General features: G+C 61.5%; 23 protein-coding genes. 1 reads left to right on the top strand and 22 read right to left on the bottom strand.

Going from position 1 to position 23,302, the window contains the following annotated elements; translation table 11 throughout:
• Positions 1-2: 2 nt before the first annotated feature.
• From BLR63_RS07080 to BLR63_RS06990, 19 genes are all read right to left on the bottom strand, one after another.
• Positions 3-896, bottom strand: a complete 894-nt coding sequence (locus BLR63_RS07080) for a hydrogenase expression/formation protein (RefSeq protein WP_010563022.1) — start codon at positions 894-896, stop codon at positions 3-5.
• A complete protein-coding gene (locus BLR63_RS07075) occupies positions 893-1,375 on the bottom strand; it encodes a thioredoxin domain-containing protein (protein ID WP_010563023.1) in 483 nt (160 codons plus the stop codon). The genes BLR63_RS07080 and BLR63_RS07075 overlap by 4 nt, the downstream gene beginning before the upstream one ends.
• On the bottom strand, positions 1,372-1,746 hold the full coding sequence (locus BLR63_RS07070; protein ID WP_010563024.1) for a HypC/HybG/HupF family hydrogenase formation chaperone: 375 nt from the start codon (positions 1,744-1,746) through the stop codon (positions 1,372-1,374). Before BLR63_RS07070 ends, BLR63_RS07075 begins: the two co-directional genes overlap by 4 nt.
• 1 nt (position 1,747) lies before the next feature.
• Positions 1,748-2,383 carry a HyaD/HybD family hydrogenase maturation endopeptidase gene (locus BLR63_RS07065; protein ID WP_042946451.1) on the bottom strand — a complete coding sequence of 212 codons (636 nt, stop codon included), beginning with the start codon at positions 2,381-2,383 and terminating at the stop codon, positions 1,748-1,750.
• Between the two features lie 20 nt (positions 2,384-2,403).
• Positions 2,404-3,087 carry a Ni/Fe-hydrogenase, b-type cytochrome subunit gene (cybH, locus tag BLR63_RS07060; RefSeq protein WP_010563026.1) on the bottom strand — a complete coding sequence of 228 codons (684 nt, stop codon included), beginning with the start codon at positions 3,085-3,087 and terminating at the stop codon, positions 2,404-2,406.
• A 61-nt stretch (positions 3,088-3,148) separates the two neighbouring features.
• Entirely contained in the window at positions 3,149-5,005 is a 1,857-nt protein-coding gene (locus BLR63_RS07055) for a nickel-dependent hydrogenase large subunit (protein ID WP_010563027.1), read from the bottom strand.
• 6 nt (positions 5,006-5,011) lie between these two features.
• Positions 5,012-6,112, bottom strand: a complete 1,101-nt coding sequence (locus BLR63_RS07050) for a hydrogenase small subunit (RefSeq protein WP_010563028.1) — start codon at positions 6,110-6,112, stop codon at positions 5,012-5,014.
• A gap of 435 nt (positions 6,113-6,547) precedes the next feature.
• Complete coding sequence (locus BLR63_RS07045; protein WP_010563029.1) at positions 6,548-7,603, bottom strand: HoxN/HupN/NixA family nickel/cobalt transporter; 1,056 nt, start codon at positions 7,601-7,603, stop codon at positions 6,548-6,550.
• 200 nt (positions 7,604-7,803) lie between these two features.
• Entirely contained in the window at positions 7,804-9,129 is a 1,326-nt protein-coding gene (locus BLR63_RS07040; RefSeq protein ID WP_010563030.1) for a PAS domain-containing sensor histidine kinase, read from the bottom strand.
• 5 nt (positions 9,130-9,134) lie between these two features.
• The gene (gene nikR / locus BLR63_RS07035) at positions 9,135-9,590 is read right to left on the bottom strand and encodes a nickel-responsive transcriptional regulator NikR (protein WP_010563031.1); all 456 of its coding nucleotides are present in this window, start codon (positions 9,588-9,590) and stop codon (positions 9,135-9,137) included.
• 12 nt (positions 9,591-9,602) lie between these two features.
• A complete protein-coding gene (locus tag BLR63_RS07030; RefSeq protein WP_010563032.1) occupies positions 9,603-11,060 on the bottom strand; it encodes a nickel-dependent hydrogenase large subunit in 1,458 nt (485 codons plus the stop codon).
• An 8-nt stretch (positions 11,061-11,068) separates the two neighbouring features.
• A complete protein-coding gene (locus tag BLR63_RS07025) occupies positions 11,069-12,073 on the bottom strand; it encodes an NADH-quinone oxidoreductase subunit B family protein (protein ID WP_010563033.1) in 1,005 nt (334 codons plus the stop codon).
• Positions 12,070-13,494 carry a sigma-54-dependent transcriptional regulator gene (locus tag BLR63_RS07020; protein WP_231998141.1) on the bottom strand — a complete coding sequence of 475 codons (1,425 nt, stop codon included), beginning with the start codon at positions 13,492-13,494 and terminating at the stop codon, positions 12,070-12,072. Before BLR63_RS07020 ends, BLR63_RS07025 begins: the two co-directional genes overlap by 4 nt.
• Positions 13,495-13,755: 261 nt before the next feature.
• Positions 13,756-14,259, bottom strand: coding sequence for a TlpA disulfide reductase family protein (locus BLR63_RS07015; protein WP_010563035.1), 504 nt, complete (start codon positions 14,257-14,259; stop codon positions 13,756-13,758).
• Between the two features lie 107 nt (positions 14,260-14,366).
• Complete coding sequence (locus BLR63_RS07010) at positions 14,367-15,392, bottom strand: TonB-dependent receptor (protein WP_010563036.1); 1,026 nt, start codon at positions 15,390-15,392, stop codon at positions 14,367-14,369.
• Positions 15,393-15,477: 85 nt separating this feature from the next.
• Entirely contained in the window at positions 15,478-15,825 is a 348-nt protein-coding gene (locus tag BLR63_RS07005) for a DUF2946 family protein (RefSeq protein WP_158000181.1), read from the bottom strand.
• 205 nt (positions 15,826-16,030) lie between these two features.
• Entirely contained in the window at positions 16,031-16,861 is an 831-nt protein-coding gene (locus BLR63_RS07000) for a DJ-1/PfpI family protein (RefSeq protein WP_010563038.1), read from the bottom strand.
• Positions 16,862-16,873: 12 nt separating this feature from the next.
• Positions 16,874-19,078 (bottom strand): TonB-dependent siderophore receptor, encoded by a 2,205-nt coding sequence (locus BLR63_RS06995; RefSeq protein ID WP_010563039.1) that lies wholly within the window; start codon positions 19,076-19,078, stop codon positions 16,874-16,876.
• A gap of 96 nt (positions 19,079-19,174) precedes the next feature.
• Complete coding sequence (locus BLR63_RS06990; protein WP_010563040.1) at positions 19,175-19,543, bottom strand: DUF2946 domain-containing protein; 369 nt, start codon at positions 19,541-19,543, stop codon at positions 19,175-19,177.
• 714 nt (positions 19,544-20,257) lie between these two features.
• Here BLR63_RS06990 and BLR63_RS06985 point away from each other — a divergent pair.
• Entirely contained in the window at positions 20,258-20,776 is a 519-nt protein-coding gene (locus BLR63_RS06985) for a cysteine hydrolase family protein (RefSeq protein ID WP_010563041.1), read from the top strand.
• Positions 20,777-20,911: 135 nt separating this feature from the next.
• On the opposite strand, the gene BLR63_RS06980 is transcribed toward BLR63_RS06985, so the two are convergent.
• Genes BLR63_RS06980 through BLR63_RS06970 form a run of 3 tightly spaced genes read right to left on the bottom strand, consistent with a single transcriptional unit; the run spans position 20,912 to position 23,296 of the window.
• Complete coding sequence (locus BLR63_RS06980) at positions 20,912-21,982, bottom strand: protein-glutamate methylesterase/protein-glutamine glutaminase (RefSeq protein ID WP_010563042.1); 1,071 nt, start codon at positions 21,980-21,982, stop codon at positions 20,912-20,914.
• Positions 21,979-22,500, bottom strand: a complete 522-nt coding sequence (locus tag BLR63_RS06975; protein ID WP_010563043.1) for a chemotaxis protein CheD — start codon at positions 22,498-22,500, stop codon at positions 21,979-21,981. The genes BLR63_RS06980 and BLR63_RS06975 overlap by 4 nt, the downstream gene beginning before the upstream one ends.
• Entirely contained in the window at positions 22,493-23,296 is an 804-nt protein-coding gene (locus tag BLR63_RS06970; protein WP_010563044.1) for a CheR family methyltransferase, read from the bottom strand. The genes BLR63_RS06975 and BLR63_RS06970 overlap by 8 nt, the downstream gene beginning before the upstream one ends.
• Positions 23,297-23,302: the final 6 nt, after the last annotated feature.

Below are 23,302 nucleotides of genomic sequence, written 5' to 3'. Positions count from 1 at the left end.
CCTCACTGCCCTTCGAACCACTGGATAACGTCTTCAAAGCGCTCCAGGGAGTCGGCCAGGTCTTCGGGGGCGGCGCAGATCACTTCCGGCAGGTCGGTGATTTCGATGGTGTCGAGGATTTGCGCATCCTGGGAATTGAAGTACGTGATGCGCCAGCAGTTCTGGATCCGGGTCGCGCTGATCAGGCAATTGCCATAGCCACGGGCCAAGGCGCGCACGGGGCCGGCGGGCAAGTGGGTGTCGAGAAAGGCAAGGTCTTGTTCGGACAACGGCAGCAAGGTCAGGTTGATGACATGCACCTGATCGCCAGGTTGCCAGTGTTGGCTGCGGTCCTGGACTTCGGTCAGGATCGCCGGGGCGTTCATGACGCCCAGCGGCAAGGGTGACGACAAGTCGAAATCCGCTGGCCGCGCCGCAGCGCGAGCCTTGCTGCGCAACTGCGCGGGGGCGGCGCCCACTTCGACGTGATCGTAGCCCTGGCCGTAGAGGCGCCATACGCCAGCGAAGATCGACTCCTGGATACGCAACGACGGCTGCGCGGCAATGATCGCGCTGACCTCGCCCTCCCCCAGCAATTGGTCGAGCAGCTTGCGGTCGCCGACTTCCAGGCCGCTGAGGTCGACGCTTTGCGTGGCCAGGCCGTTCGTGCAGTCGCGCAGGCATTGCAGCAGCGTTTGCAACGCCTGCCGGGCGCCGGGCAGCGCCTGCAGCTCTTCAGGCTCGGGCAGCACCGGGATGCTATGGGTGTACATGCCCTGGGGCATGCTGATGTATTCGAGCACGTCCTCATCGTCGGGTTGCGAGCCGGGGCCGATGTCCACCACGGGGATGTAGTTCAGCGGATCGAACGCCACGGCATGGTTTTGCCCGTCACGGTCATTGGTATCGTGGTTCATTGGCAACCTCCGGGGGCGCTGACGGGTGCACCGGCGAGCAATGGAATGCGCGCGTTGCTTTGACTCACGGCACTGTCCGCCAGGCGCAGGTATTCGTCCCAGTCGAGCATGCCGCTGAAGGTGGTGACGTAGCCGCCATCGCGCAGCCACACCAGCGACGGCCAGCGACGCACGGCAAAGCGTTCGGCGATGGCTTCTTCATCGGCGCGGCTGACCACCCCCAGGCGCAGGGTCAATTGATGGCGACGCGCGATTTCCACGCGCAGTTCCGGCAGCACGACGGCCACGTCCAGGCATTCGGGATGGCGTACCGGATCGCCGCACAGCAGCAACAAGCAGTCGCCGCCTTGGGCAAGCCAGGCATCAAGGTTGTCGGCGTCGATCCAGGCCGCGTCGAATTGTTCCACCAGGCGGCTGATCAAGGCCGGGATGGCGGGCGTCGCAGGAATGGGCGCCATGAAAACAGCGGATTCGCTCATGTGGGGTCCTTGAGTGACAGTTGAGGTGGGGTGAGCGCGGCAGGCTCAAGGGTTGGCGACGCCTGACCCAGCAAGGCGGCCAGGTGCCCGGCGCTCATGGCTGAGGGCAAGCTGAAACCCGGCGCGCTGTCTGGCTGCGGGGCCGTGCCGAACAAGGCGTCTTCGAGCAGGCGCAGGGTCGAGTCGATTTCGCTGGCGCGCTGGGCGTCGAGGCGTTCGCGGGCGGCGTCGAGAAAGATCAACAGCCAGTCGCCGACGCCACAGGGGCCAACCAGTGACAGGTCGATGCGCCGTTCTTCGCCGTGGCGGTCGCGGCATCGGGCGAAGCCCAACCCGGCCTCGATCACTTGCATGGGCAATCCGATGCACATATCAGGCGCGCCTGGCGAGGATGCGTTCGTCGCCGATCCGGCAGGCTTGCTGTTCGGACGGACGTTCGTTTTCGTAGCGTTGCAGCTCCAGGTGCGGCAGCGTCACGGCCTCTTCACCCGCCAACGGCGTAGCGCGTTTCTGCGGCGCCGCGCCCCAGCTGTCGAGCACGCGCAGCGCCTCATCCAGCGCGCCTTCCATGGCGGCCCTGACGCTGGGGCGCAGGCTGCCGCCGTAGTCCATCATGTTTTCCGGCTGGCAACCGATCAGCAACACCCGGGTCGGGTAATGGCCGGTCAATTGCGCGAGCATCAGCACTTCCTGAAAGCCGGTCTGGTGCAGGCTGAGTTTTTTGATGCCGAGGAATTTAGGCACCTCATCGTCGGCGATGAACTTCAGCTCGCCCGGTGCGAGGTTGTAATCCACCGCGTCGAAAATCAGCAGGTAATCGGCTTGCTGGACATGCTGGATCAGGTACAGGCCTTGAGTGCCGCCATCGATCAGCGCCACGTTGTCGGCGAACTCATAACGCTGTTGCAGGGCTTCGACGCAACGTACGCCGAAGCCTTCGTCGGCCCACAGCAGGTTGCCGATGCCCAGCACGGTGATCTGCGGCAGTGTCGGTTGGAGAGGACTCATGGCGGTTTCTACCAATGTGGTCATTTTTTGAAGGTCTTGTAGCCGGAAATCATGGCCCCGACCAAGCTCAGCCGCCCGTTGATTTCTTCGCGCACGGCGGCATAGATGTGGAACATGACGAATAGCACAATCACCCACATGCCCAAGTGATGCAGGACATGCACGTTGTTGGATTGCCCCAGCAGCGGCAGCACCCAACCGAAGGTGCGCTCCTGCCACGAGCCCATTTGCGCGCCTTCGCCGTACAGCGCAAAGCCGGTCAGGATCATGAACAGTGAGGTCAGCAGGAAGATGAAAAACATCGCGAACCGCGACAGCGGGTTATGGCCGAACATCGGCTTGGGCGTCGGCCCGATGAACAAGTAGTAGCGCACCCAGGCGACCAAGTCAGTCCAGTAGACCTTGCTGGCCAGCGGCACCGAGAACAGTTCGCGGGCGTGGTGATTGCCCACCAGCGCCCAATAGGCGCGCCCGATCATGGCGATGGTGAAAATGTACGCCGCGCTGAAATGCGCAAAGCGGATGTAGCCCATCACGAAATGGTCGCTGGCTTCGCCCGGTTGGGTCGCCAGCGGCGAGCCAATCAAGTAGCCGGTGATGGCCAGCACCACAATGCAGGCGGCATTGATCCAGTGCCACAGGCGCACGGGTGCCTCGTACACGTATTCCGACGCGTCGAGGGGGCTTTGAGTAGGTTGGGTCATAGCGTCACCTTTGGATGGGCAGGCGCCGTGGCGCCTGCCGAATGCAGCGTTGAACAATCGATCAACTGACCTTGACTGTGCTCAGCTCCGCGCCGTCCTCGCTCATCACGTGGGTCGCGCAGGCCATGCAAGGGTCGAAGGAATGCAGCGTGCGCAGGATTTCCACGGGCTGATCGGGGACGGCCACCGGCGTGTTCATCAGCGCGGCTTCGAAAGCACCGATCTGCCCTTTGGCATCACGCGGGCTGCCGTTCCAGGTGCTGGGCACGACGCATTGGTAGTTTTCGATCTTGCCGTTCTTGATCCGGATCCAGTGCCCCAGCGCGCCGCGTGGCGCGGCAACGATGCCGACCCCTTTGGCTTCGGCAGGCCAGGTGGACGGGTCCCACTTCTCGACGTTGGCAGTGGCGCGGTCGCCGTTGCGGATGTTGGTCATCAACTCGTTCCAGTCGTCGACCATCATTTCTGCGCAGTATTCGGCTTCCAGGGCGCGGGTCAGGGTCCGGCCGATCGTGCTTGGCAAGAGTTGCTTGGCACTGAGGTTGGTTTCCGCCAGGCCCAGGGCCTTCGGCAAGTCGTGGTTGACCGCCCGCAGCGAACCTTCCAGTTGCTCCTTGACCCGTTGGCAATGCGGGTTGCCCTTGAGGGCGTGGGCGTAGCCGAGGATGTAACGCGCCAATGGCCCGACTTCCATGGCATGCCCGCGCCAGCGCGGCGATTTGACCCACGAATATTTGGCGCTTTCGTCCACTTCTTCGATGTTGGTGCGGGTGCCCTTGGTCTTGGCGCCCAGCTCGTAGTTCGGCTCGGTGATGCCATCCCACGGGTGCAGGCCCTTGTCGTTGTCCGGGTAGTTGTACCAGGAGTGGGTCACGAACTCTTGCACTTGCTCGGGATCGCGCGCGTCGACAGGCAGGATCTCGTCCCAGTTGCCGTTGAGGATCGCACCGCCCGGCAGTTGGTTGGTGCTGTCGTCGTAATTGACCTTGGCGTAGGTGCCGTAGTCCATCACGTTGGTCGCCGACAAACCGCCGCCATGCAACCAGCCCTTTTGCTTGTAGATGGTGCCGATGGCCAGCACGTCCGGCACATACACGTTGCGGCAGAAGGTCAGCGCTTCATCGATGCGCGCACGCACGAAGTTCAGGCGTTCCATATTCAACGGCGCACCGGCGGCCAGGTCGCCGTCGATATTGATCGCGCAAGGCACGCCGCCGACCAGGTAGTTAGGGTGCGGGTTCTTGCCGCCGAAGATGGTGTGGATCTTCACCCACTCTTTCTGCAAGTCGAGGGCTTCGAGGTAATGGGTCACGGCCATCAGGTTGGCTTCAGGCGGCAGTTGGTACGCCGGGTTGCCCCAATAGCCATTCATGAACGGCCCGAGCTGGCCGCTTTCGACGAACTTCTTCAGGCGGTTTTGCACGTCGCGGAAATAACCCGGCGACGACAACGGGTGCGCCGGCGATACGGTCTGCTGCAATTCCGAAGTGCGCTTGGGGTCGGCCTTGAGCGCAGACACCACGTCCACCCAGTCCAGGGCATGCAGGTGGTAGAAATGCACGGCGTGGTCATGGACCTGCAGGGTCTTGGCCATCATCTCGCGAATCAAGTGCGCGTTCGGCGGGATACGAATGCCCAGTGCATCCTCTACCGAACGCACCGAGGCCAGTGCGTGGCAACCGGTGCAGACGCCGCAGATGCGCTCCACGAATGCCCAGGCGTCACGCGGGTCGCGGCCCTTGAGGATGACTTCCAGGCCGCGCCACATGGTGCCGGTGGAAACTGCGTTGCGGATGATGTTGTTGGCATCGAGGTTGACCTCGACGCGCATGTGGCCTTCGATACGGGTCACAGGGTCGACAACGATACGTCGGCCTGTGTTGTTGAGATCGAAACCCTGAGTCGAATAGGTGCTCATTGGTGCTTATTCCTGTCTTGTCGCTGGGGCGTCGTGCGACGGCGTGGACGCCTTGCCGTTACTGGCGCGTTTGAGGGCGGTGACGGCGGCGTGGGCAGTGATCGCGGCACCGACGGTGACGCCGGCAGCCAGGCCGATTTCATCGGCATTCGCTTCAACGCCAAACTGGTTGATATCGGTCAGGTGCTGATAGAACGAGCCCTTGTCCCAGAAACCCTCCTCCGAGCAACCGATGCAGCCATGGCCGGACTGGATCGGGAAGCTGGTGCCGCCATTCCAACGCACGGTCGAGCAGGCGTTGTAGGTGGTCGGGCCTTTGCAGCCGACTTTGTAGAGGCAGTAGCCCTTGCGCGCGGCGTCGTCGTCCCAGGACTCGACGAACTGGCCGGCGTCGAAGTTCGGACGGCGGTAGCACTTGTCGTGGATGCGCTGGCTGTAGAACATTTTCGGCCGGCCCTGACGGTCCAACTCGGGAATGCGGTCGAAGGTCAGCATGTAGGTGATCACCCCAGTCATGACTTCAGCGATGGGCGGGCAGCCCGGCACTTTGATGATCGGCTTGTCGGTGATGACCTTGTGAATCGGCACGGCCTGGGTCGGGTTGGGCTTGGCGGCCTGTACGCAGCCCCAGCTGGCGCACGAACCCCAGGAAATGATCGCCTTGGCATCGCGTGAAACACGCTTCAACTGCTCGACGAACGGCTTGCCGCCAATGATGCAGCTCATACCGTCCTGGTTCAGCGGCGGGTTGCCTTCGACGGCCAGGATGTAGTTGCCCTTGTACTTGGTCATGACCTCGTCAAGGATCGCCTCGGCCTGATGCCCGGCGGCGGCCATCAAGGTGTCGTCGTAATCCAGGGAGATCATCGACAGCACCACGTCCTTGGCCAGCGGATGCGCGGAGCGGATGAACGACTCCGAGCAACAGGTGCATTCCAGGCCGTGCAACCAGAGGACTGGCGTGCGCGGCTTGTTCTCCATGGCCCAGGCGATTTTGGGCATGAAGGCCGGGCCCAGGCCCAGCGAGGTTGCGGTCAAGGAACAAAATTTAAGAAAGCTGCGGCGCGAGATGCCTTGTCTGCGCATCACCTCGTAAAACGTTTCCATTACTTTATTTCTCCTCCCCGAGAATGTTCTTCAACGGGGGCTGCACTCGGTGTGTTGGAAATCTGTGCCTGACCGGATAAGTCAGGCGCCATGCCGTCGGCTACAAAGGCCATCAGTTCTATGGGGTGTTGAGGCTGCAGCCTGGGCCATGATTGCGACGGAGGCTGGAAACGTGCGGATAACCCATAACGTTCAGTTATCTGGTAAGTACAAGACCTGTGCCATTTCGCCGCGGCGCGGATAAATTGCTTGCTAAGCATTTTATCTGTTTGTTTTTAAAGGTTTTTTATCCAACACCGAGCACATCGAGACACCGTGTAACAAACCCGAGACGGAAGATATGTTTCCACTATTCATGCAGGCCGGAAACATTGTGTCCAGCCTGGCAAATGACTGGCGAGAGCCCCTTGCCAGGCGATGAAAGGAAGAAAAGGTTCAGGCAGGCGTCACGTCCAGGCGGTCGTAGCCCTTGAAGCGGTAGAACGCCACGGAAACGCCCCAGGTCAGGATGAATATCCCGACGATCAGGTAGCCGATCATGCCGAAGTTGTCGGTCAGTGCAGTGATGTAATCCCACACGCCGCCGTGCAGGTCCCAACGCGCCGCGACCAGCCCGAGCACTTCCACCCCGCCCACCAGCAATGCCACCAACACCGACATGGAGGTGATGGTCAGGTTGTAATAGAGCTTGCGTGCCGGGTTGACCAGTGCCCAGTGGTAAGCCCCGGTCATCATCACGCTGTCGGCGGTGTCGACCAGCGCCATACCGGCGGTGAAGAGCGCCGGGAACACCAGAATCGACCAGATCGGCAGGCTCTGGGACGCTTGTACCGCTGCAATCCCCAGCAGGCCGATCTCCGTGGCGGTGTCGAACCCCAGGCCGAACAGCAGGCCCAGCGGATACAAGTGCCAGGGACGGCTGATCAGCCGGAACAGCGGGCGCAACAGACGAGCAATCGGACCGCCACCGGTGAGGATCGCGTTCATTTCCTGCTCGCCGATCCGTTCACCGCGCCGCACGCGTCCAAACGCCTGGTACACCGAGCGCAGGATCAGCAGGTTGATCAGCGCCACCAGCGACAGGAACGCAGCGGACACCGAGGTGCCAATCAGCCCGCCGATGCCATGAAAGGCTTCGATTTCGCTTTTGAACGCCGTGGCCGTCAGGGCGATACCGAGCGAAGCCAGGATCACCACGGTGCTGTGCCCGAGCGAGAAGAACAGCCCGACACTCGCGGTTTGCCGGCCTTCCTGGATCAGCTTGCGGGTGGCGTTGTCGATGGCGGCGATGTGGTCGGCATCCACGGCATGGCGCAGGCCGAAGCTATAGGCCAGAAAGGCGGTGCCGAGCAGCAGCGGATAGTCATGGAAGGCGCTGAACGCCCAAGCCCAGGCCAACAGGTTGGCGGCGACCAGGCCAGCGAAAATGGCCAGGACGCGACGCTTGAAAGTCAACGGCGCAACAGTCGGTGAAGCAGGAAGCAAGGGCATGCGAACTCCAGAAAGATGGGTTCATGTATGAAGAATCTGAAAAACCTCATACAAACCCTGTGCCAGTTTGCCTGCCGAGGGTCATTCAGCCGTGGCCGGGCGACGCTCTGGCGCTCGCCGAACATCGCGACTGGACAGTGATTGTCCATTCACGCGAATAAGTGGACAGCGAGCTTCCAGCCGGATGGCGGATTATCGGCTCAGGCGAACCCGGCTTCGGGCAATGTCACGGTGAATTCCGCACCGCCCTGGGGGTGATTGGCGGCGGTCATCCGACCACCACAGCGTTCGATGATGCCGTAGCTGATTGATAGCCCCAGGCCCGTGCCCTTGCCCACGGGCTTGGTGCTGAAAAACGGGTCGAACACCTGGCCCAGATGTTTTTCGGCGATGCCTGCGCCATTGTCGCGTAGCCGCAGCGTGACCCACCCCGGTGCCTGGGTCACATCGATCCACACGGTGGGCGCGGCCTGGTTGGCGGTTTGCGCGGCATCGTAGGCGTTCTGCATCAGGTTCATCAGCACTTGCAGCAGTTGCCCGGCATTGCCGCGCACCGGCGGCGTGTCAACGGCCTGCCAATGCACCTGCAGATCCGGCGCGACGCCACGACAGACCCAGTGGATGGCGCGCTCGATGACATCATTGAGGTCGACCTCGCCCAGTGCTTCACGGTCCACCGCCGAGAAGCGCTTCAGGGCGCTGACGATGTCGGCGGTGCGTTGCGCGCCTTCCATGCTGCCCTCGATCAACGACGGTAAGTCGCTCAGCAGCGGATCGATGCGCAGCTGTTGGCGCAAGGCGTGAAGGCGGGTTTGCGACTCGCCGTCGTGGACCGCCTGTAAATACTGCTGCAAGCGTTTGCCATAGCTGTCGAGCACGTGGGCGTTGGCCAGCACGAAGCTGATGGGATTGTTCAGTTCGTGGGCGACACCGGCCACCAGGCGCCCCAGCGAGGCCATTTTTTCCGCGTGCAACAGTTGTTGTTGAGTGCGCTTGAGCGCTTCGTGGGCCTCGTGCAGTTGGCGATAAGCGTGCTGCAGTTCGCCCAGCGGGCGCCCCACCAACACATGCCCGATGAAGCGTCCGTTGCCGGCGCTGCGCACGGTGCAACTCACGTCCACGGGCACCGGCGCGCCGCTGGCATCCTTGAAGTTGACCTCCAATGATGCGCTGGCGCTGGGATTGCGCAGGCTGGCAAGAGCCTGGCGCAATTGGGTTTCACTGTGTGGGTCGGCCAACAACGCGTAGGCCGGGCTGCCGGACAATGCCCCTTCGTCACGGCCGACCAGGGTGCGCAGCGCGCTGTTGCTCTCTTCAATGCGCCCTTCGGGGTCGCAGGCCAGCAACACATCGGACATCGACGACAACAGCCCGGCAATGAACTGTTGCGACTGTTCCAGCTCGACGTTCTTTTCTTCCAGGGCGATTTCGTCTTGCACCAGCTTGGAATAGACCTCGTCCATCCTGGCGATGACTTCGATCCAGGCGTCCTCGTCGAGGGCGCCGGGTGGCGGTTTACGTGCCATGGTCGTCAGCTTTTAGGGTGCAAGTGCAGGTGGCTGTGGACTTGCTCATGGGTCGTGCCCTGCTCCACCGGGATCAGGTTCAGCCAGCCATGGCGCACGCCGCGTTCAGCGCACAGGCGATTGGCGAACTCGCGCACTTCATCGGACGGGCCCTTGAGCATCAGGCTTTCCAGGCAGTTGTCGTGATCCAGGTGTGCATGCTGGCTGGCGATAGTCAGGTGATGATGGGCGTGTTGCAGCGCCATCACCCGCTCGGTAAGGGTGCGCGAATGGTGATCGTAGACGAAGCTCAGGTTGGCCACGCAATGCGGCGCCTGGCCTTGCTCCAGGCGCGCCTGTTCGATATGCCGGCGCAAAATGTCGCGCATGGCCTCGGACCGGTTGTGGTAACCCTGGTCGCGAATCAACGCGTCCAGTTCCTCTGCGAGGCCACGGTCCAGGGAAATGGTCAGGCGTTCCATGGGGTTTCCTTTTCAATGCACCGTGCAAACCATGCACGGGTCAAAAGAGCGAACGATATGTTGCACCGCGACCGGGCTTTTTTCGCCGGGTAACACCTGGGCACCTTGCAAGGCTTGTTCCAGTGCGCCGGGTCGGCCTTGGGCATCGCGTGGCGAAAAGTTCCAGGTGGTCGGGGCGATGATCTGGTATCGCGAGATTCGCCCCTGCTCTACTTCCAGCCAATGGCCCAGCGCGCCACGGGCCGCTTCGGTCAGGCCGACCGCGCGGCCACTGTCGGGCAATGCGGCGGCGCGGTAGTACGGCTCGCCGGGACGCAGGGCGATCAACCAGCTCTCCATCAACGGCACCACCTGCGCCAGCTCCAGCAAACGCGCGAGCACGCGGGTATACACCGTGGCCGAACAGCGTGCCACGGCATCGCGCAGCAGCGGTTGGCCGGCCATCAACTGACGCGCAATGGCGCCGGTTTCCAGCACCGCGCCGGCCAGGCGTGGGGCTTTGTTCCAGGTATAGGCGTCGGGTTTTTCCAGCAACGGCTGGGTTTGCCCATCGGCCGGATGGCGCGGGCCGCCGATGTCATCGAGCCAGGCATGGGCGCTGTCTTCACGGATGTCACCCAGATCCAGCGCTTGCTCACGCTGGGTGACGCCATTCCACAGGCCGCGCGGGAACACCATCGAACCATCGGCCCGCGGATACGCGCCGTAGGACAGATAAAGCCCCGGTCCCGGCCCCAGATGCTCAAGCCCGGCATCCAGGGCGATTTGCAGGAACTGGCGCAAATCCCCCTGCCCCGGCGCTTCGGCTTGCCATGCCCAAAGCTCGCTTTCGCTGCTGAACCCGTTGATGCGCTCCAGCGGCGCGGCGAACAGTTCGGTTTCCAGAAACTGCCGGAACTCGCGCACGCGGGTCAGCAGGCGCAGGCGTTCGGCGGCATCGATGGCGCGGGTCGAGCCGCCGGGTTGGATCGAGCCGGTGTGCGGCCACTTGCCGCCCAATGTGCCGATCAGGTCCAGCCAGCGCTTGCGCGCGGAAATGGCCAGGCGCTGCTGGCTGCCCTGAAGCGGGGTAAAGCGCGCCAGCGCCTCTGGGTACCAGGGTCGGTCGGCGTACACCGGACGCACGAAATCCGGCATGAAAAACAGGTAGAAATGGCTCAGGTGATCGGCGAGGTTTTCGGTGGCGGCCATCAGGTTGATTGCCAGCAGGCCGTTGTCCGGCGGCTGTACGCCGGCCAGCCCGGCCAGGGCGCGGGCAGCGGCGATCGATTGCGATACCGAGCAGATTCCGCAAATACGTGGCGCGTAGGTCAGCGCATCGAGCGGTGCGTGTTGCAGCAGGATTTGCTCGAAACCACGGTACATGGTGGCGTTGACCCGTGCCGAACGCACGCGGCCATCTTCCACTTCCAGTTGAACTTCCAGATCGCCTTCAACCCGATTGAACGGGCCGACCACCAAACGTGACATGCAAACTCCTAACGGCGTGGGGTGCGTACCGACGGCGCGATCAACGCGTGATCGGACGTCGCATTCTGCTTGACGCGCTTAGGGGTGGCGGATTTGGACAGCGCCGACAGGGCGACGAACCAGGCCTTGGGCATGTCGATGGGCAGGCCGATGGGAATGCCCGCCAGTTTCGGTGTGCGCTGGAAGGCGTGCCCCGGCTCTTCGAAGCCAGGCGCGGTGCAGTTGATGCAGGCAAACCCGCCACGGGTACAGGAGCCCTCGCCGTTCCACAGGCGGGTATTGCAGTCACCGTGGGCCTGGGTGCCTTTGCAGCCGAGGTTTTCCATCATGCAACCCAGGTCCGAGGGCTTTTCCGCACTGGCCTTGTATTCGTAGAACTCGTTGCGCGTGCAACCCTGGTGCACCAACTGATCCGCGTAGAAACGCGGACGCCCGATGACGTCCAGATCGGCCTCGGCGAACAGGCCGGCGGCCAGCGCCATCAAGGTGTCGGTCACCCAGCCAGGGTGCGTGGGGCAACCGGCCACATTGATCACCGGCAAACCGCGCAACGATCGATAATCGGCGCCCAACAGGCCACCGCGATGTTCACCGTCAAATTGCAGGCCGCAGGCGTCGGTCGGGTTGCTGCCCGCGGCGGTGATGCCTCCGTAGGCCGCGCAGGTGCCGATACCCAAGGTGTATTGGGCCACCGCCGCGAGTTTGCGAACCCAATCGATCATCGGCGCATCGGTGCCCGCCAGCATGTGAAAGCGTCCGGTGCCGTGCGGGCCGCGCAGCAATGAGCCCTCGATGCACAAGGCATCGAGCCGGGTGCGACCTTGCAGGCAGTCCTCCAGGATATCCAGCACCTGATCGCCGCTTTCAAGGGACAGCGATGGATGCCAGAGCAACTCGATGCCCGCATTGCGCCACATCGCGGAAAAATCCTGGGTATCGGCGCACAGCAAGGACATGTTGCAACCGCCGCAACCGCCCGATTGCAACCACAACACGCGAAATGGGGTGTTCATCGGGCTTCCTCCAGGCCAAGACGGCGCAATTTCTGGCGCAGGCCCACGCGCGACAAGCCCAGTTCACGGGCCGCATGGGTTTTGTTCCAACGGTGACGCAGCAGCGATTCCTTGAGTATGGTCGCTTCGATAGCGTCCAGTTGTTCTTGCAGAGTGCCGGTGGGTGGCGAGAGCCGCAGGTCGTTGGTGTTGCGGCTCTGGCCTTGCATGACGCGCCAGGAAAACGAATGCGCCCCGATTTGCGCGCCCTCCGACAACGCGGCAGCGCGATAGATTTCGTTGCGCAACTCGCGAATATTGCCCGGCCACGGATAACCAATCAGGCTCGCCAGGGCGTCGTCGGCGAAGTGCAGATCCGGCAGGTCAAGCTCCAGGCGCGCATCGTCCAGCAGCTTTTTGGCGATGGGCATCAGGTCGGCGGTGCGCTCGCGCAACGGCGGCAGGCCCAGGCTGACCGTGGACAGGCGGTAATACAGGTCGCTGCGGAAACGTCCGGCGGCCACATCCTGCTCCAGATCGCGATGGGTCGCCGCGATCACCCGCACATCGACCCGTACCGTGCTCGAGGCACCAACGGGGCGCAACTCGCCTTCTTGCAAGACGCGCAGCAACTTGACCTGAAAGGCCGGCGAGGTGTCGCCGATTTCGTCGAGCAGCAAGGTGCCGCCATTGGCGCGCTGGAACAACCCGATGTGATCCTGATGCGCGCCGGTGAAGGCCCCGCGCTTGTGCCCGAACAGTTCGGACTCCAGCAAGGTATCGGGCAGCGCCGCGCAGTTCTCCATGACGAAGGCATTGCCCGCGCGCGGGCTGGCGTAATGGATGGCACGGGCCAGCAACTCTTTGCCGGTGCCCGACTCGCCCAACAGCAGCACCGACAAGTCATAGCGAGCGACCCGTGCGGCCAACTCACACACGGCATCCAACGGACCGCCGGCGCTGCGCACGATGCGCGAGAAATCGAAAGTGTCGCGCACCCGTTCCAAGGTTTCGCGGCTGCGGCGGCGCAGCGCGGGCGTGCCGGCGCGCAGTTCCAGGTCCAGTCGCTGCATATGGTTTTGCAACGATTGGCTCTCCACCGCGTTGCGCACCGTGTTGAGCAGGTTTTCAGGCAGCCAGGGTTTGAGCAGGTACTGATAGATACCGGCCTGATTGACGCCCGCGATGATGTCTTCCGAATCGGTGTAGCCCGACAGCACAATGCGCACCACATCCGGCCAGCGTTCGCGCACTTCCTTGAGAAACTCGATACCGCTGACATGGGGCATGCGCTGGTCGCAGAGGATCACCGCCACCCCGTGCTGTTCAAGGAGTTCACGGGCTTGCGCGGCGGACTCGGCCAGCAGTACCTGGAACTCCTGATCGAGTACCCGGCGCAACGATTCACGCGAACGTAGCTCATCGTCCACTACCAGAATCATGGGCAAGTCGGATTGCGAGTCGAATGAGGAGGTCATGAGTCAGCGAAAGGCCAAATGATGGGATTTCATTGCAACATTATGTTGCTGCGGGTCGTGGCAACGATGGTAGCACGGTGCCAAAAAGGCACGCGGGTTTTCCTTTTTTGGGGGGTATCCCTGGATCAGATAGCGCCTGGGTCGGGCCTTGAAAGCGGTCGACACATCAACCGATACCGACCTCGCCATCTGACCGGAGACAAATAATGTTCGGGCGCCGTCACTCTAGTGAGCGGTCAGCAATGGCGTCACGAGTTTTTCCAACAACGGCAGATCGATTTTGGGGGCTCCGACGCTGCCATCCTTGCGCACGATGCCCTGCTTATCGATCACGTAAGTCATTGGCATGCGCCAGATTCGGCCAAACGCGCTGAAGTCCGCATCACGCTGGAATGCTGCGGGATAGCTGTAACTTGCCATGACCTTGCGCACCATGGCGTCGTCTTCGGGCTCATCCATGCTGATCGCGATAATCTTTAGGCCTTCGCTTTTATGCCGTTGGTAATAGCTTTGCATCGCCGGCATTTCTTCACGGCACGGTTCGCACCAAGAGGCCCAGAAATTCACGATGACCACCTGATTGGCTTGCTGATGTAAATCAAATGTTTCGCCATTCAGGGTTTTTGCCGTCAGGCCCGGTGCGTGCTCGCCTACATCAATTGCCCACGAGGGCAGGCTGAACAGGCAGCAGCACAGTACAAACCAGCGTAGGGGTGTTTTTGCGTACATCAGGTTGACCTCGGGTTTATTCGCCTGGCATAGCAGGCTGAGTCGGTTTCCAATCGTGGAGCAGCCGCGGCAAGGCGCCGATGGATCATCGACGCCCTGCCAGTGCGCTAGAACGTGTAGCGAGCCCCTACCGTCGCGGTATAGCGCGGGGCAAGTTGCACACCATTGACGTTTTGGTACACCGGCAATTGCACGAAGCTGTACATCGACACTTTTTTGCCCAGCGGCACGGTGACGCCCGGACTGAGGTAGGCCAGCGTTCCGCCGGTACTCACGGTGTCGGCATTGGCGCCCTCATCGCGCTCAACGTGGCGCACATTCAATTGAAGCTGCGGCATGACATAGGCATTGCCCATATAGCGCAGGCCCACATTCAGGTTGATGCCATCGCCGGGGCGATAGTGATCACTGGAATCGAGCGCCTTCTGCACCATTGCCTGACCGAAGTAATCCCAGTTCTTATTGAGGGTGTCCATGTAATAGACACCCAGGATCCCGTCGGTGGTGCCCGAACCTGGCTGTAGGCCACGATCAATGGCGACAGGGCCTGGCGCCGTGGGATCGCTGGACGCCGCAGTGTCATCATGGCTGCCCGTGGGCAGTTTCAAGCCGAACATGACGCCCAGGTTGTGCTGCGGTGTAAACCCTTGGTATCGGCCGATCACCTTGATATCCCCGAGACTGGATGTCTTGGAGGCATATTGCCCACCACCATCACCCGCTGTGTTGCCATCCGATGCGGTGCCCAAGGTGCTGTGGCTGCGAAAGATATAAGGCACTTGCAGGTCCACGCCCCAGCTCGGGTTGAAACTGTAATCCAGGCCGAGGGTCAGGTAATCGTTGCGCGTGTATTTTTCTACTTCCTGCGGATTGCCATTGTTGGAAACCTGACTCGCGGCGCGCGGCGAAATGGTGCTGGTACCGCTACGCAGTTGGTTCTGGTTCAGGTAGTCGTAACGCAGGTCCAGTTTCAGCCCGGTCGAGCTGCTCAGGCCGAGGCTGTCCCAATCAGAACTGAGGGTGCAGCCGCAGCTGGCACAAGCCAACGCAAGGTGCGGAAATAAAGCGGCGACCGACAACACCGCGAATGGCAAAGCCGCACGGCGGGTACGGCGAAAAGTTGGCATGACCATTGAGATGGCATTCCTTGATTAAGTTGCAACGCATAGGGACAACCCTCCCGAGCTCATGAAGGAGGATTAGTCATCGCAAAAGAAATCAGGAAACGGCAGGCGGGCCGCGTGGCTCCGAGACCTGCCAGACCGTGCGGACATAGGATTGATAAGGGGCTTGCGCCAACACAATGTCGGCGTGGCCGGAAAGCTGCCATTGCACGACGCTGGGCGGCAGTGCGATATCTACCGCATGCACGACACACAACGGGCAATTGCATTCCTGATACTGGTCCGGTGCCGCAGGGTTGTGGGTCGTCTGGGCATGGACATGCCCAGCCATGTTGCAGTGTCCGCCCATCGCCATCGGCTGCCCATGCGTAGCCGCCAGCCACAGCATCGCGCTCGGCAGCAATGCCGCAATCAAGGCGAGGCGCATGGCCAGTTGACGCAATGAGTGGGGAACCCGGGACATGGACACGAAAGTAACGTCGCTAAGTAATGTTCGGTCGAAAGGGCAAAATCGGTACGGAGTATGGCCTTGCCGCCCGGGGCGACGCACCATGATAACAAGCCAACCCCGCCAACCATGCATGCGACAGACTGCCACAGTCCGTCAGTAAGGCGCTGCGACAACCATCTGGCACACGGTTGCTCAATCAGCCCTTCGCTACACCAGAGAGCAACTCCGCCTTCTTGGTAAAGTCCGCGACCAACTGGATCATGGCGGTCTTCACCTTCGGCGGCGCGGTCTTCATGGAACCGGCGTTGAAGGGTGGATCGGGATCGTACTCGCTCATCAACTGCGTACATTCGGCATAGGTCTGGTCTCGCAGCTCAGCGACCATACTCAGGCCGAAGTCCAGCCCCGCAGTTACGCCCGCCCCCGTGATGCGGTTGCGGTCGCGCACCACGCGCGCCTCGGTGGGAATAGCACCAAAACCGGCGAGGGCTTCACGGCACGACCAGTGCGACGTTGCCTTATAACCCTTGAGCAGCCCTGCCGCCCCAAGAATCAGCGAGCCAGAACAGACGCTGGTGACATATTTCGCCCGCGCACCACGGTCCGCCATAAAGGCCAGGGTCTCGGGATCCGAGGCGGCCGCCAGGGTTCCATCCGTGCCGCCCGGCGTGAACAGCACGGTCAAGTCTTGAGGGCACGTATCGAAGGTGACCGTCGGTACGACTGTCAGTCCAGCATCACTCGTCACCGGCTCAAGGGACTTGGCGACAATGTGGATCTTCACACCCATGAGCGCACCGAACATGCAGTGCGGCCCTACCAGATCCATTACGGTCATGCCGGGGTAGACCAACATTGCAATTTCCTCACTGCCCATCCAGGGCACGCTGTCCATGTCGCGGTCCCTCTCGGGCATTTTGTGTTCGGGCATTGGCGCTTCGGCAGCGTTGAGGTTGAGCGAGGTGCTGGCTGCAAGTGGCGCCAGCAGTGCGCACAACACAAGGTTACGGCGGTCGTTATCAATCATGGTCATGGCTCCTTAAAAACGGGCGGTCAGCGTCAGGTAGGCCGAACGTGGCTGAGTCGGCAACACCAGTGGCGAACCCAGGTACTGGTAGGTTTCAAAGACTTTGCGTCCGGCTAGATTGACCGCCGAGACCGAGACCGTATAACGGTCAAAATCATAGGACGCCTGTGCATCAAGCAGTGCGTACCCTGGAGCGGAAACCGTATTGGGCAAGGTAAGCTCCCGCGAGCTGAGCGCGGTGATACCGGCACCGAAGCCCAGGCCTTTGGCGACACCGTCGAGGATTCGATAGCGGGCGGCAAAGCGACCGCTGTGACGGGGTACACGTGGCAGCCCGTCACCGACCGGAATCGAATTATCCTCGGTCACTTCTGCCTGGGTGTAGGCATAGTTGGCCAGCAATGAGAGCGCGGGGATCGGCTCCCAGACCATGTCCGCCTCTACCCCGCGCGCGCGCTGTTCACCGCTTTGCACCGAATAGCCCAGAATCGAGTAATTGGGGTCTGGGTCTGGAGTGGCAACGTTACGGCGGGTCTGTTCGAACACGGCGAGCGTGCCGGAGAGACCAAGATCGGTGAAGGCCAGCTTCATGCCGGCCTCATAGTTACGAGACAGTTCAGGTTTGGGCGTCTCGCGCCCGTTGAAGTTGAACGCGCCGCGAAATCCCGTGGAATACGCCGCGTAGATTGCCACGCTGTCGGTCAGGTCGTAGGTGATGCCGACCCGGGGCGTCACGCGGTGGTAGGTGGCGTCGACGCCCTGCTCTTTCTGCTCCAGCTCGAGCTGGCTCAAGCGCAATGACCCCAGCAGGTGAAAGCGGCCATAGGTGGCTTGGTCCTGCACGTAGAGCGCGGTGGTCTGATAGCGGTTGGTCTGGCTTACCAGAAGTTCCGGGGTTGCTCCGTAGGACAGCCCATAGCTGGGGTTGGCCAGGTCGAGCTCGCCAATAAGGTCCGCGCCAGACACAGCCGAGTAGAAGTGAGTCGTGTCGTGATTGACCCCCACCAGCAACTCGTGGCGGCCGCCCAGTGCATCAATATTGGTCCCCAGGTTGGCATCCAGCGTGTTTTCACGGATGTTACTTGGCAGGTAGAGCTTGAAGATCGGATAGACCGTCGGTGTTGCCGGGCTCGCGCCGAGCAACTCCGGATAGACGAAGCTGCCGTAGTCCCGAGTCTTGCCCTCGTAATACTGGGCGGTGAGGGTCAACCGGGTATCGTCATTGATCTCGTGCTTGAGCTCGGCGGTGGTGGTGCGATTACTGATGGTGCTCTGCGGCTGCCCGTTCGTTGCGCCAGGAAAAGCGTTGCGGTCGATTTGCCCACTCAATGCCTGGGCGGCCGGCAAGCCGGAATATTCGAGCTGGCTGCGTTCCTCATAGTGGCCGCGCAACAGCAGCTCGGTGTCCGGGGAGAGCTGGAACGCAATGCTCGGCTGGACGGACCAGTGATGGCCGTTGACGTGGTCGATCCAGCTGTCGTTCTCCTGGTAATCGGCGGATAGCCGTGCGGCGATGTTCTCGCCAATCGGCGTGTTGACGTCCAGCGATGGGTTAACCGTCGAGAAACTTCCGGTACGCAGCGACACCGTCGCGCTCGGTTCAGCCTCGGGCCGCTTGGACACCACGTTGATCAGCCCACCCAACGGCGCGCCGATGCCACCGCCGTAAAGCGCCGACGTAGGCCCCTTGAGCACCTCGACACGCTCGGTGCCAACCAGGCTGGTTGGATCGATACTGGCCGCCGTACCGCCGAATGCAGGCAGACCGTTCATGTAGATCTCTGCTGGAAAGCCACGCACGATCGGCTGGGTGAACAGCGCTTCTTCGGGTCGGGTAGGCCTTACGCCAGAGACGTTGACCAATACGTCGCCCAGGGTGTGCATGTCCTGTTCCTTGATCATCGACCGGGTGACCACCTGCACCGACTGTGGCACTTCGGCCAAGGGGGTATCGGTCTTGGTGGCCGAAGATGAAGTGGTGGCGGTATAGCCTTCTCTGCTACCGGAAACGGTGATCGGTGCCAAGGTCCAGCTTTTTTTGCGGTCGCCGTCATCGACACTGGACGCCGGAGTCGTTGGGTTGAGCGGCGACTCCGGCGGTTCGGCCGCCTGGACCACCACAGGCAATGCCGTCCCCAGAAACAGGCAGAACGCTTGGCGCCAACGCCAGCGGCGCAGGTCAAGATAAAACTGTGGCTGATAGTTGATTGAGCGCATGAGTGCTTCCGATGAAAGTCAGGTATGGATCGAGCACACAGAGACAAACCCGCCCTCATCGCACGCACGCGTTTAGGCACAGTCGACATCTATCGCTCAGCAGAAATGGGAATTGACGTTCAGCGGTATGCCAGGGGGCGCTCGGCTTCGCGCGCCCGGGAACACAGGCGGCGTTGCCTGCTCGGGGATAAAGTGGATCGAGAAAAACAGTAACGGTGGATGATTCAGCCGCAGGGGAAACAGGTTCGACTCGGCCAGTGGTGGATGCTGGAATAACAGTGAGCAGTAGCCGCACTTTTCCCAGACGATCAATTCGTGGTGCTGTTCGACAGCCCCATGAGCGGATATCGGACTCATGCCCGACATCTCGCCGCAGGCCATGCCCGCCATGCTCATCGGCAGGTTGTTGCCATGGGCAAGACTGATCCCCTGACTGATCAGCGGACCGATAAAGATCATCAGCATGGCGAACAGACTCAGCCATGCTCCAATCCAGCGGCGATTTCCCATCAGGCGATCACTGCGCGTTCAGGCCTTGAAGCACGAGAGGATCCTGGCAATGGGTGATTGGTAGATTCGGGCGAGATTCATCGCTGCCATCCAACGGCATTGTAGATCGGATGAAACGCTTAACCGAAGGTCATCCGATCAAAGCGCTCCAAGAGAAATTGTCGTGTCATGGTTGAATCTAGCACGCGCCCGATTCCAGGCGAGGCTGCGACAACCTGCCACAACCAAAAGCACCGGCCGGCCAAACGCTGTGGCATTCAGGCCCGAGCCACCGACTGCGGCAGGCTGTCGCAGTCGAGCTGTTCAAAACCGCTTGAGATGTACCCTCCCTGGAAGCGCTGTGCGCCCGAAAAAAATACAACGTTGCAGATCAGGCCGGGCTATCTGCCTCATCGATGAGCCCGCGCTTTATAGAACGACATACCGACGTCGGCGAGTGCGCCCCGCTTGGGGCTCCCAGGAGCCTGGCTTGTCAACCCGCAGCGATATTGCTAGTGTCGATATATGACTAATTATTTCCGCACCTCGACCACCACCACCACGACCGCTGAAAGCGGAGCGTGCGAGGTGTCGTGAGCCAATAGCAGACGAACTTCAAAGGCCCGCCAGCGATGGACAGGGCCTTTTTTATGTCCTTGTGTCGCTGGCTCAAACGCAAGGAGATGTCCCATGTACGCCCTGTTGATACTCGATATCCAAGTCGGGCTTGTTCACGGCCCGGAAAAACCATGGCGCTGCGAAGCGTTGTTGCAAACAGTGAATACCCTGATGGACAAGGCACGCAGCGCTGGCGCTCCGATTTTTCTCGCGCGTCACATCGGGCCCGCTGGATCGCCAATCGAACCAGGCAGTCCGCTGACGGAGGTTGCGCAGGAACTCAAGCTGCTGGGTGACGAGGTGGTCTTCGAAAAGCGGCGGCCCAACGCTTTTGAAATGACCGACCTGGCGGACAATTTACGGTCTCGCGAGGTTACCGGCGTGGTCATCACCGGCATGAAAACCCAATACTGCGTCGACAGCACCTGCCGTGCTGCTCGTGATCTTGGCTTCGATGCGGTACTCATCGCCGATGGTCATACCTGCTCAGACACGCCAGTGATGAAAGCCCAGGACATCGTGGCTCATCACAATGCAACGCTTGCTGGGCCGTTCTGCCAGTTGGTTCAGGCTGAGGACTGGCGCTTCTAGCAGCGCCAAAGACGATGGTAAGCGCCTGCCCAACACACCTTGTGATGTAAAGCAGGCGCCCATCGCTGCAACGCCGTGCCCTGCAGCGAAACGGATGCACTGATGTCAAGTTAGGCAACTCCGCCCTCTGAACCATCAACGCCGCTGATGCATGGCGTTCAGAATCGCCGCGGAAATATGCTCGAGCGGCAACTCGCGCTCCACCGCCCCCAGCTTGAAGGCCTCCTTGGGCATGCCATACACCACGCAGGACTCTTCATCCTGGCCCAGCGTGCGGGCGCCGTTGTCGTGCATTTCCTTCAGGCCACGGGCGCCGTCGTCGCCCATGCCCGTCATGATGATGCCCAAGGCGTTGCCACCGGCACTGCGGGCGACCGAGCGAAACAGCACGTCAACCGAAGGCCGGTGGCGGCTGACAGGTGGGCCGTCGACGATTTCAACCTGGTATTGGGCGCCGCTGCGCTTGAGCAACATGTGCCGGCCCCCGGGGGCGATCAAGGCGCAACCGGGCATCACGCGGTCGCCGTTTTTGGCTTCTCGGACTTCAATCTCGCACAGCCGGTTGAGGCGCTCGGCAAATGCCGCGGTGAAATGTTCGGGCATGTGCTGCACGATCACTATGCCTGGACATACCCGCGGCAAGGCGGTCAACACCAGTTCCAGGGCTTGAGTGCCGCCGGTGGAGGTGCCAATGGCGACAATGCTCTCGGTGGTGCGCGCCATTGCCTGGGTGCTGGCAGGCAGAATCACATCGGCATTCAGCCTTGCAGGCGGACGGTCGGCGCCAGGCGCCATGCGTTTCATGTTGGCCTTGGCGGCAGCCTTGACGGCAGCCGCCAGTTCTTCGGAGCTGTCGGTGAGGAACTGGCGCAGGTTCAGCTGTGGCTTGGTCACAATGCTGACGGCCCCGGCCGCCAGGGCTTGCATGGTGGTGGCCGCGCCCTTCTCGGTCAATGTGGAGCAAATGACCACCGGCGTGGGGTGTTCGGCCATCAGTTTCTTGAGGAACGTGATGCCATCCATGCGCGGCATCTCGACGTCCAGCACAATCACATCCGGCCATTGCTTGTTCATTTTGTCCATGGCGAACACCGGGTCCGCCGCCGCGCCGATCACTTCAATGGCCGGGTCTTGTCCCAGGGTCGCCGTCAGCACTTGGCGGACCACTGCGGAGTCGTCAATGATCAGAACTTTGATAGGGCTCATGTCGCACACTCTCCGTGAGGGCTGCCGAGGGGTTGCTGCAGGGCCAGGTAATTGAGTTCGATGTTGCCATTGGCCAGATCGAACACCACGGTTCGATAACCCACGCCTTCCACATGGAAGTTGTGACACGGCAAATGATGCAGGTCGAGCAGCCGCCTGGCTTGCTCGACATTGCGTTGCCCGACGTAGTGATTGTCCGGGCGCACCAGCCCGGGAAACATGTTCCCGCCGCCATACACGCTGACCCTGAACTCCGTCGGCTGCGCCTTGACCGCACGCATTTGGGCGATCAACAACTGGAGCGCTTCATCGCCGTAACGGCCGTCCAGAACCTTCGAGTTCGCCACGGCGCGCTTGGGCAGCAGGTAGTGACACATGCCCCCCAGCAAACGCTGCGGATGCCAGCACACCAGGGCAACGCACGAGCCCAGCACCGTGCGTAGCCGGATCGCGCCCGAGCCGAAAAACCATTCGCCGGGATTCAGGAAAACCTCGCGGGCGCGTTGAGTCTCAGGCATGTGGCCTCCGGTAGATGGAAGGCTTGACCACTCGCAGCTGATCGGTCACGCCGTTGAGGCTTTCCGAATGACTGACCAGGAAATAGCCGCCAGGCTTGAGGTGGCTGATCAGGCGCTTGACCACTTGGACTTTGGTGTCGCTATCGAAATAGATCATCACGTTGCGCAGGAAGATCACGTCGAACATGCCCAGCTTCGGCAACGGGTTGTTCAGGTTGATAGCCTGGAAATCGATCCGCGACGCCAGCGCCGGCTCGACCATGAAGCACCCGTGGTTGGCGCCGACGCCCTTGAGGCAATATTTGTTCAGCAGTGCTTCGGGAATCCCGCGTGTCGCTTCCAGCGGGTAGCGCCCTTGGCGGGCCTTGTCCAGCACCCGGCTGCTGATGTCCGAGGCCACGATCTCCCAGGGCCGGCCGGCGAGATTGTCCGCCAGGACCATTGCCAGGGTGTAGGGCTCTTCACCGGTCGAGCAGGCCCCGCTCCAGACACGCAAAGGCCCGCTGCCGCGCAGCTCGGGCAATGCGACATCGCGCAGGAAGTCGAAATGCTTGGGTTCGCGGAAAAAATAGGTTTCGTTGGTGGTCAGCATATCGACCGCCACCTGTAATTCCGCCGCGTCCTTCATCAGCACTTTGTAGTAAGCGCCGTAGGTATTGAGTTTTAACACTTGCAGGCGCTTGGCGAGCCGGGCGCTCACTAACTGTTTCTTGGCATCGGAGAGACTGATGCCCGCGATCTGATGAATGAGGCTGCGAAACTGCTGGAATTCGGCGTCGGAGAGAATCACGTTCATAAATAC

The organism is Pseudomonas extremaustralis (assembly GCF_900102035.1).
Lineage (GTDB): Bacteria > Pseudomonadota > Gammaproteobacteria > Pseudomonadales > Pseudomonadaceae > Aquipseudomonas > Aquipseudomonas extremaustralis.
Note: the sequence above shows the minus strand (reverse complement) of the source record. Positions and strands in the feature narration are given on the sequence as shown.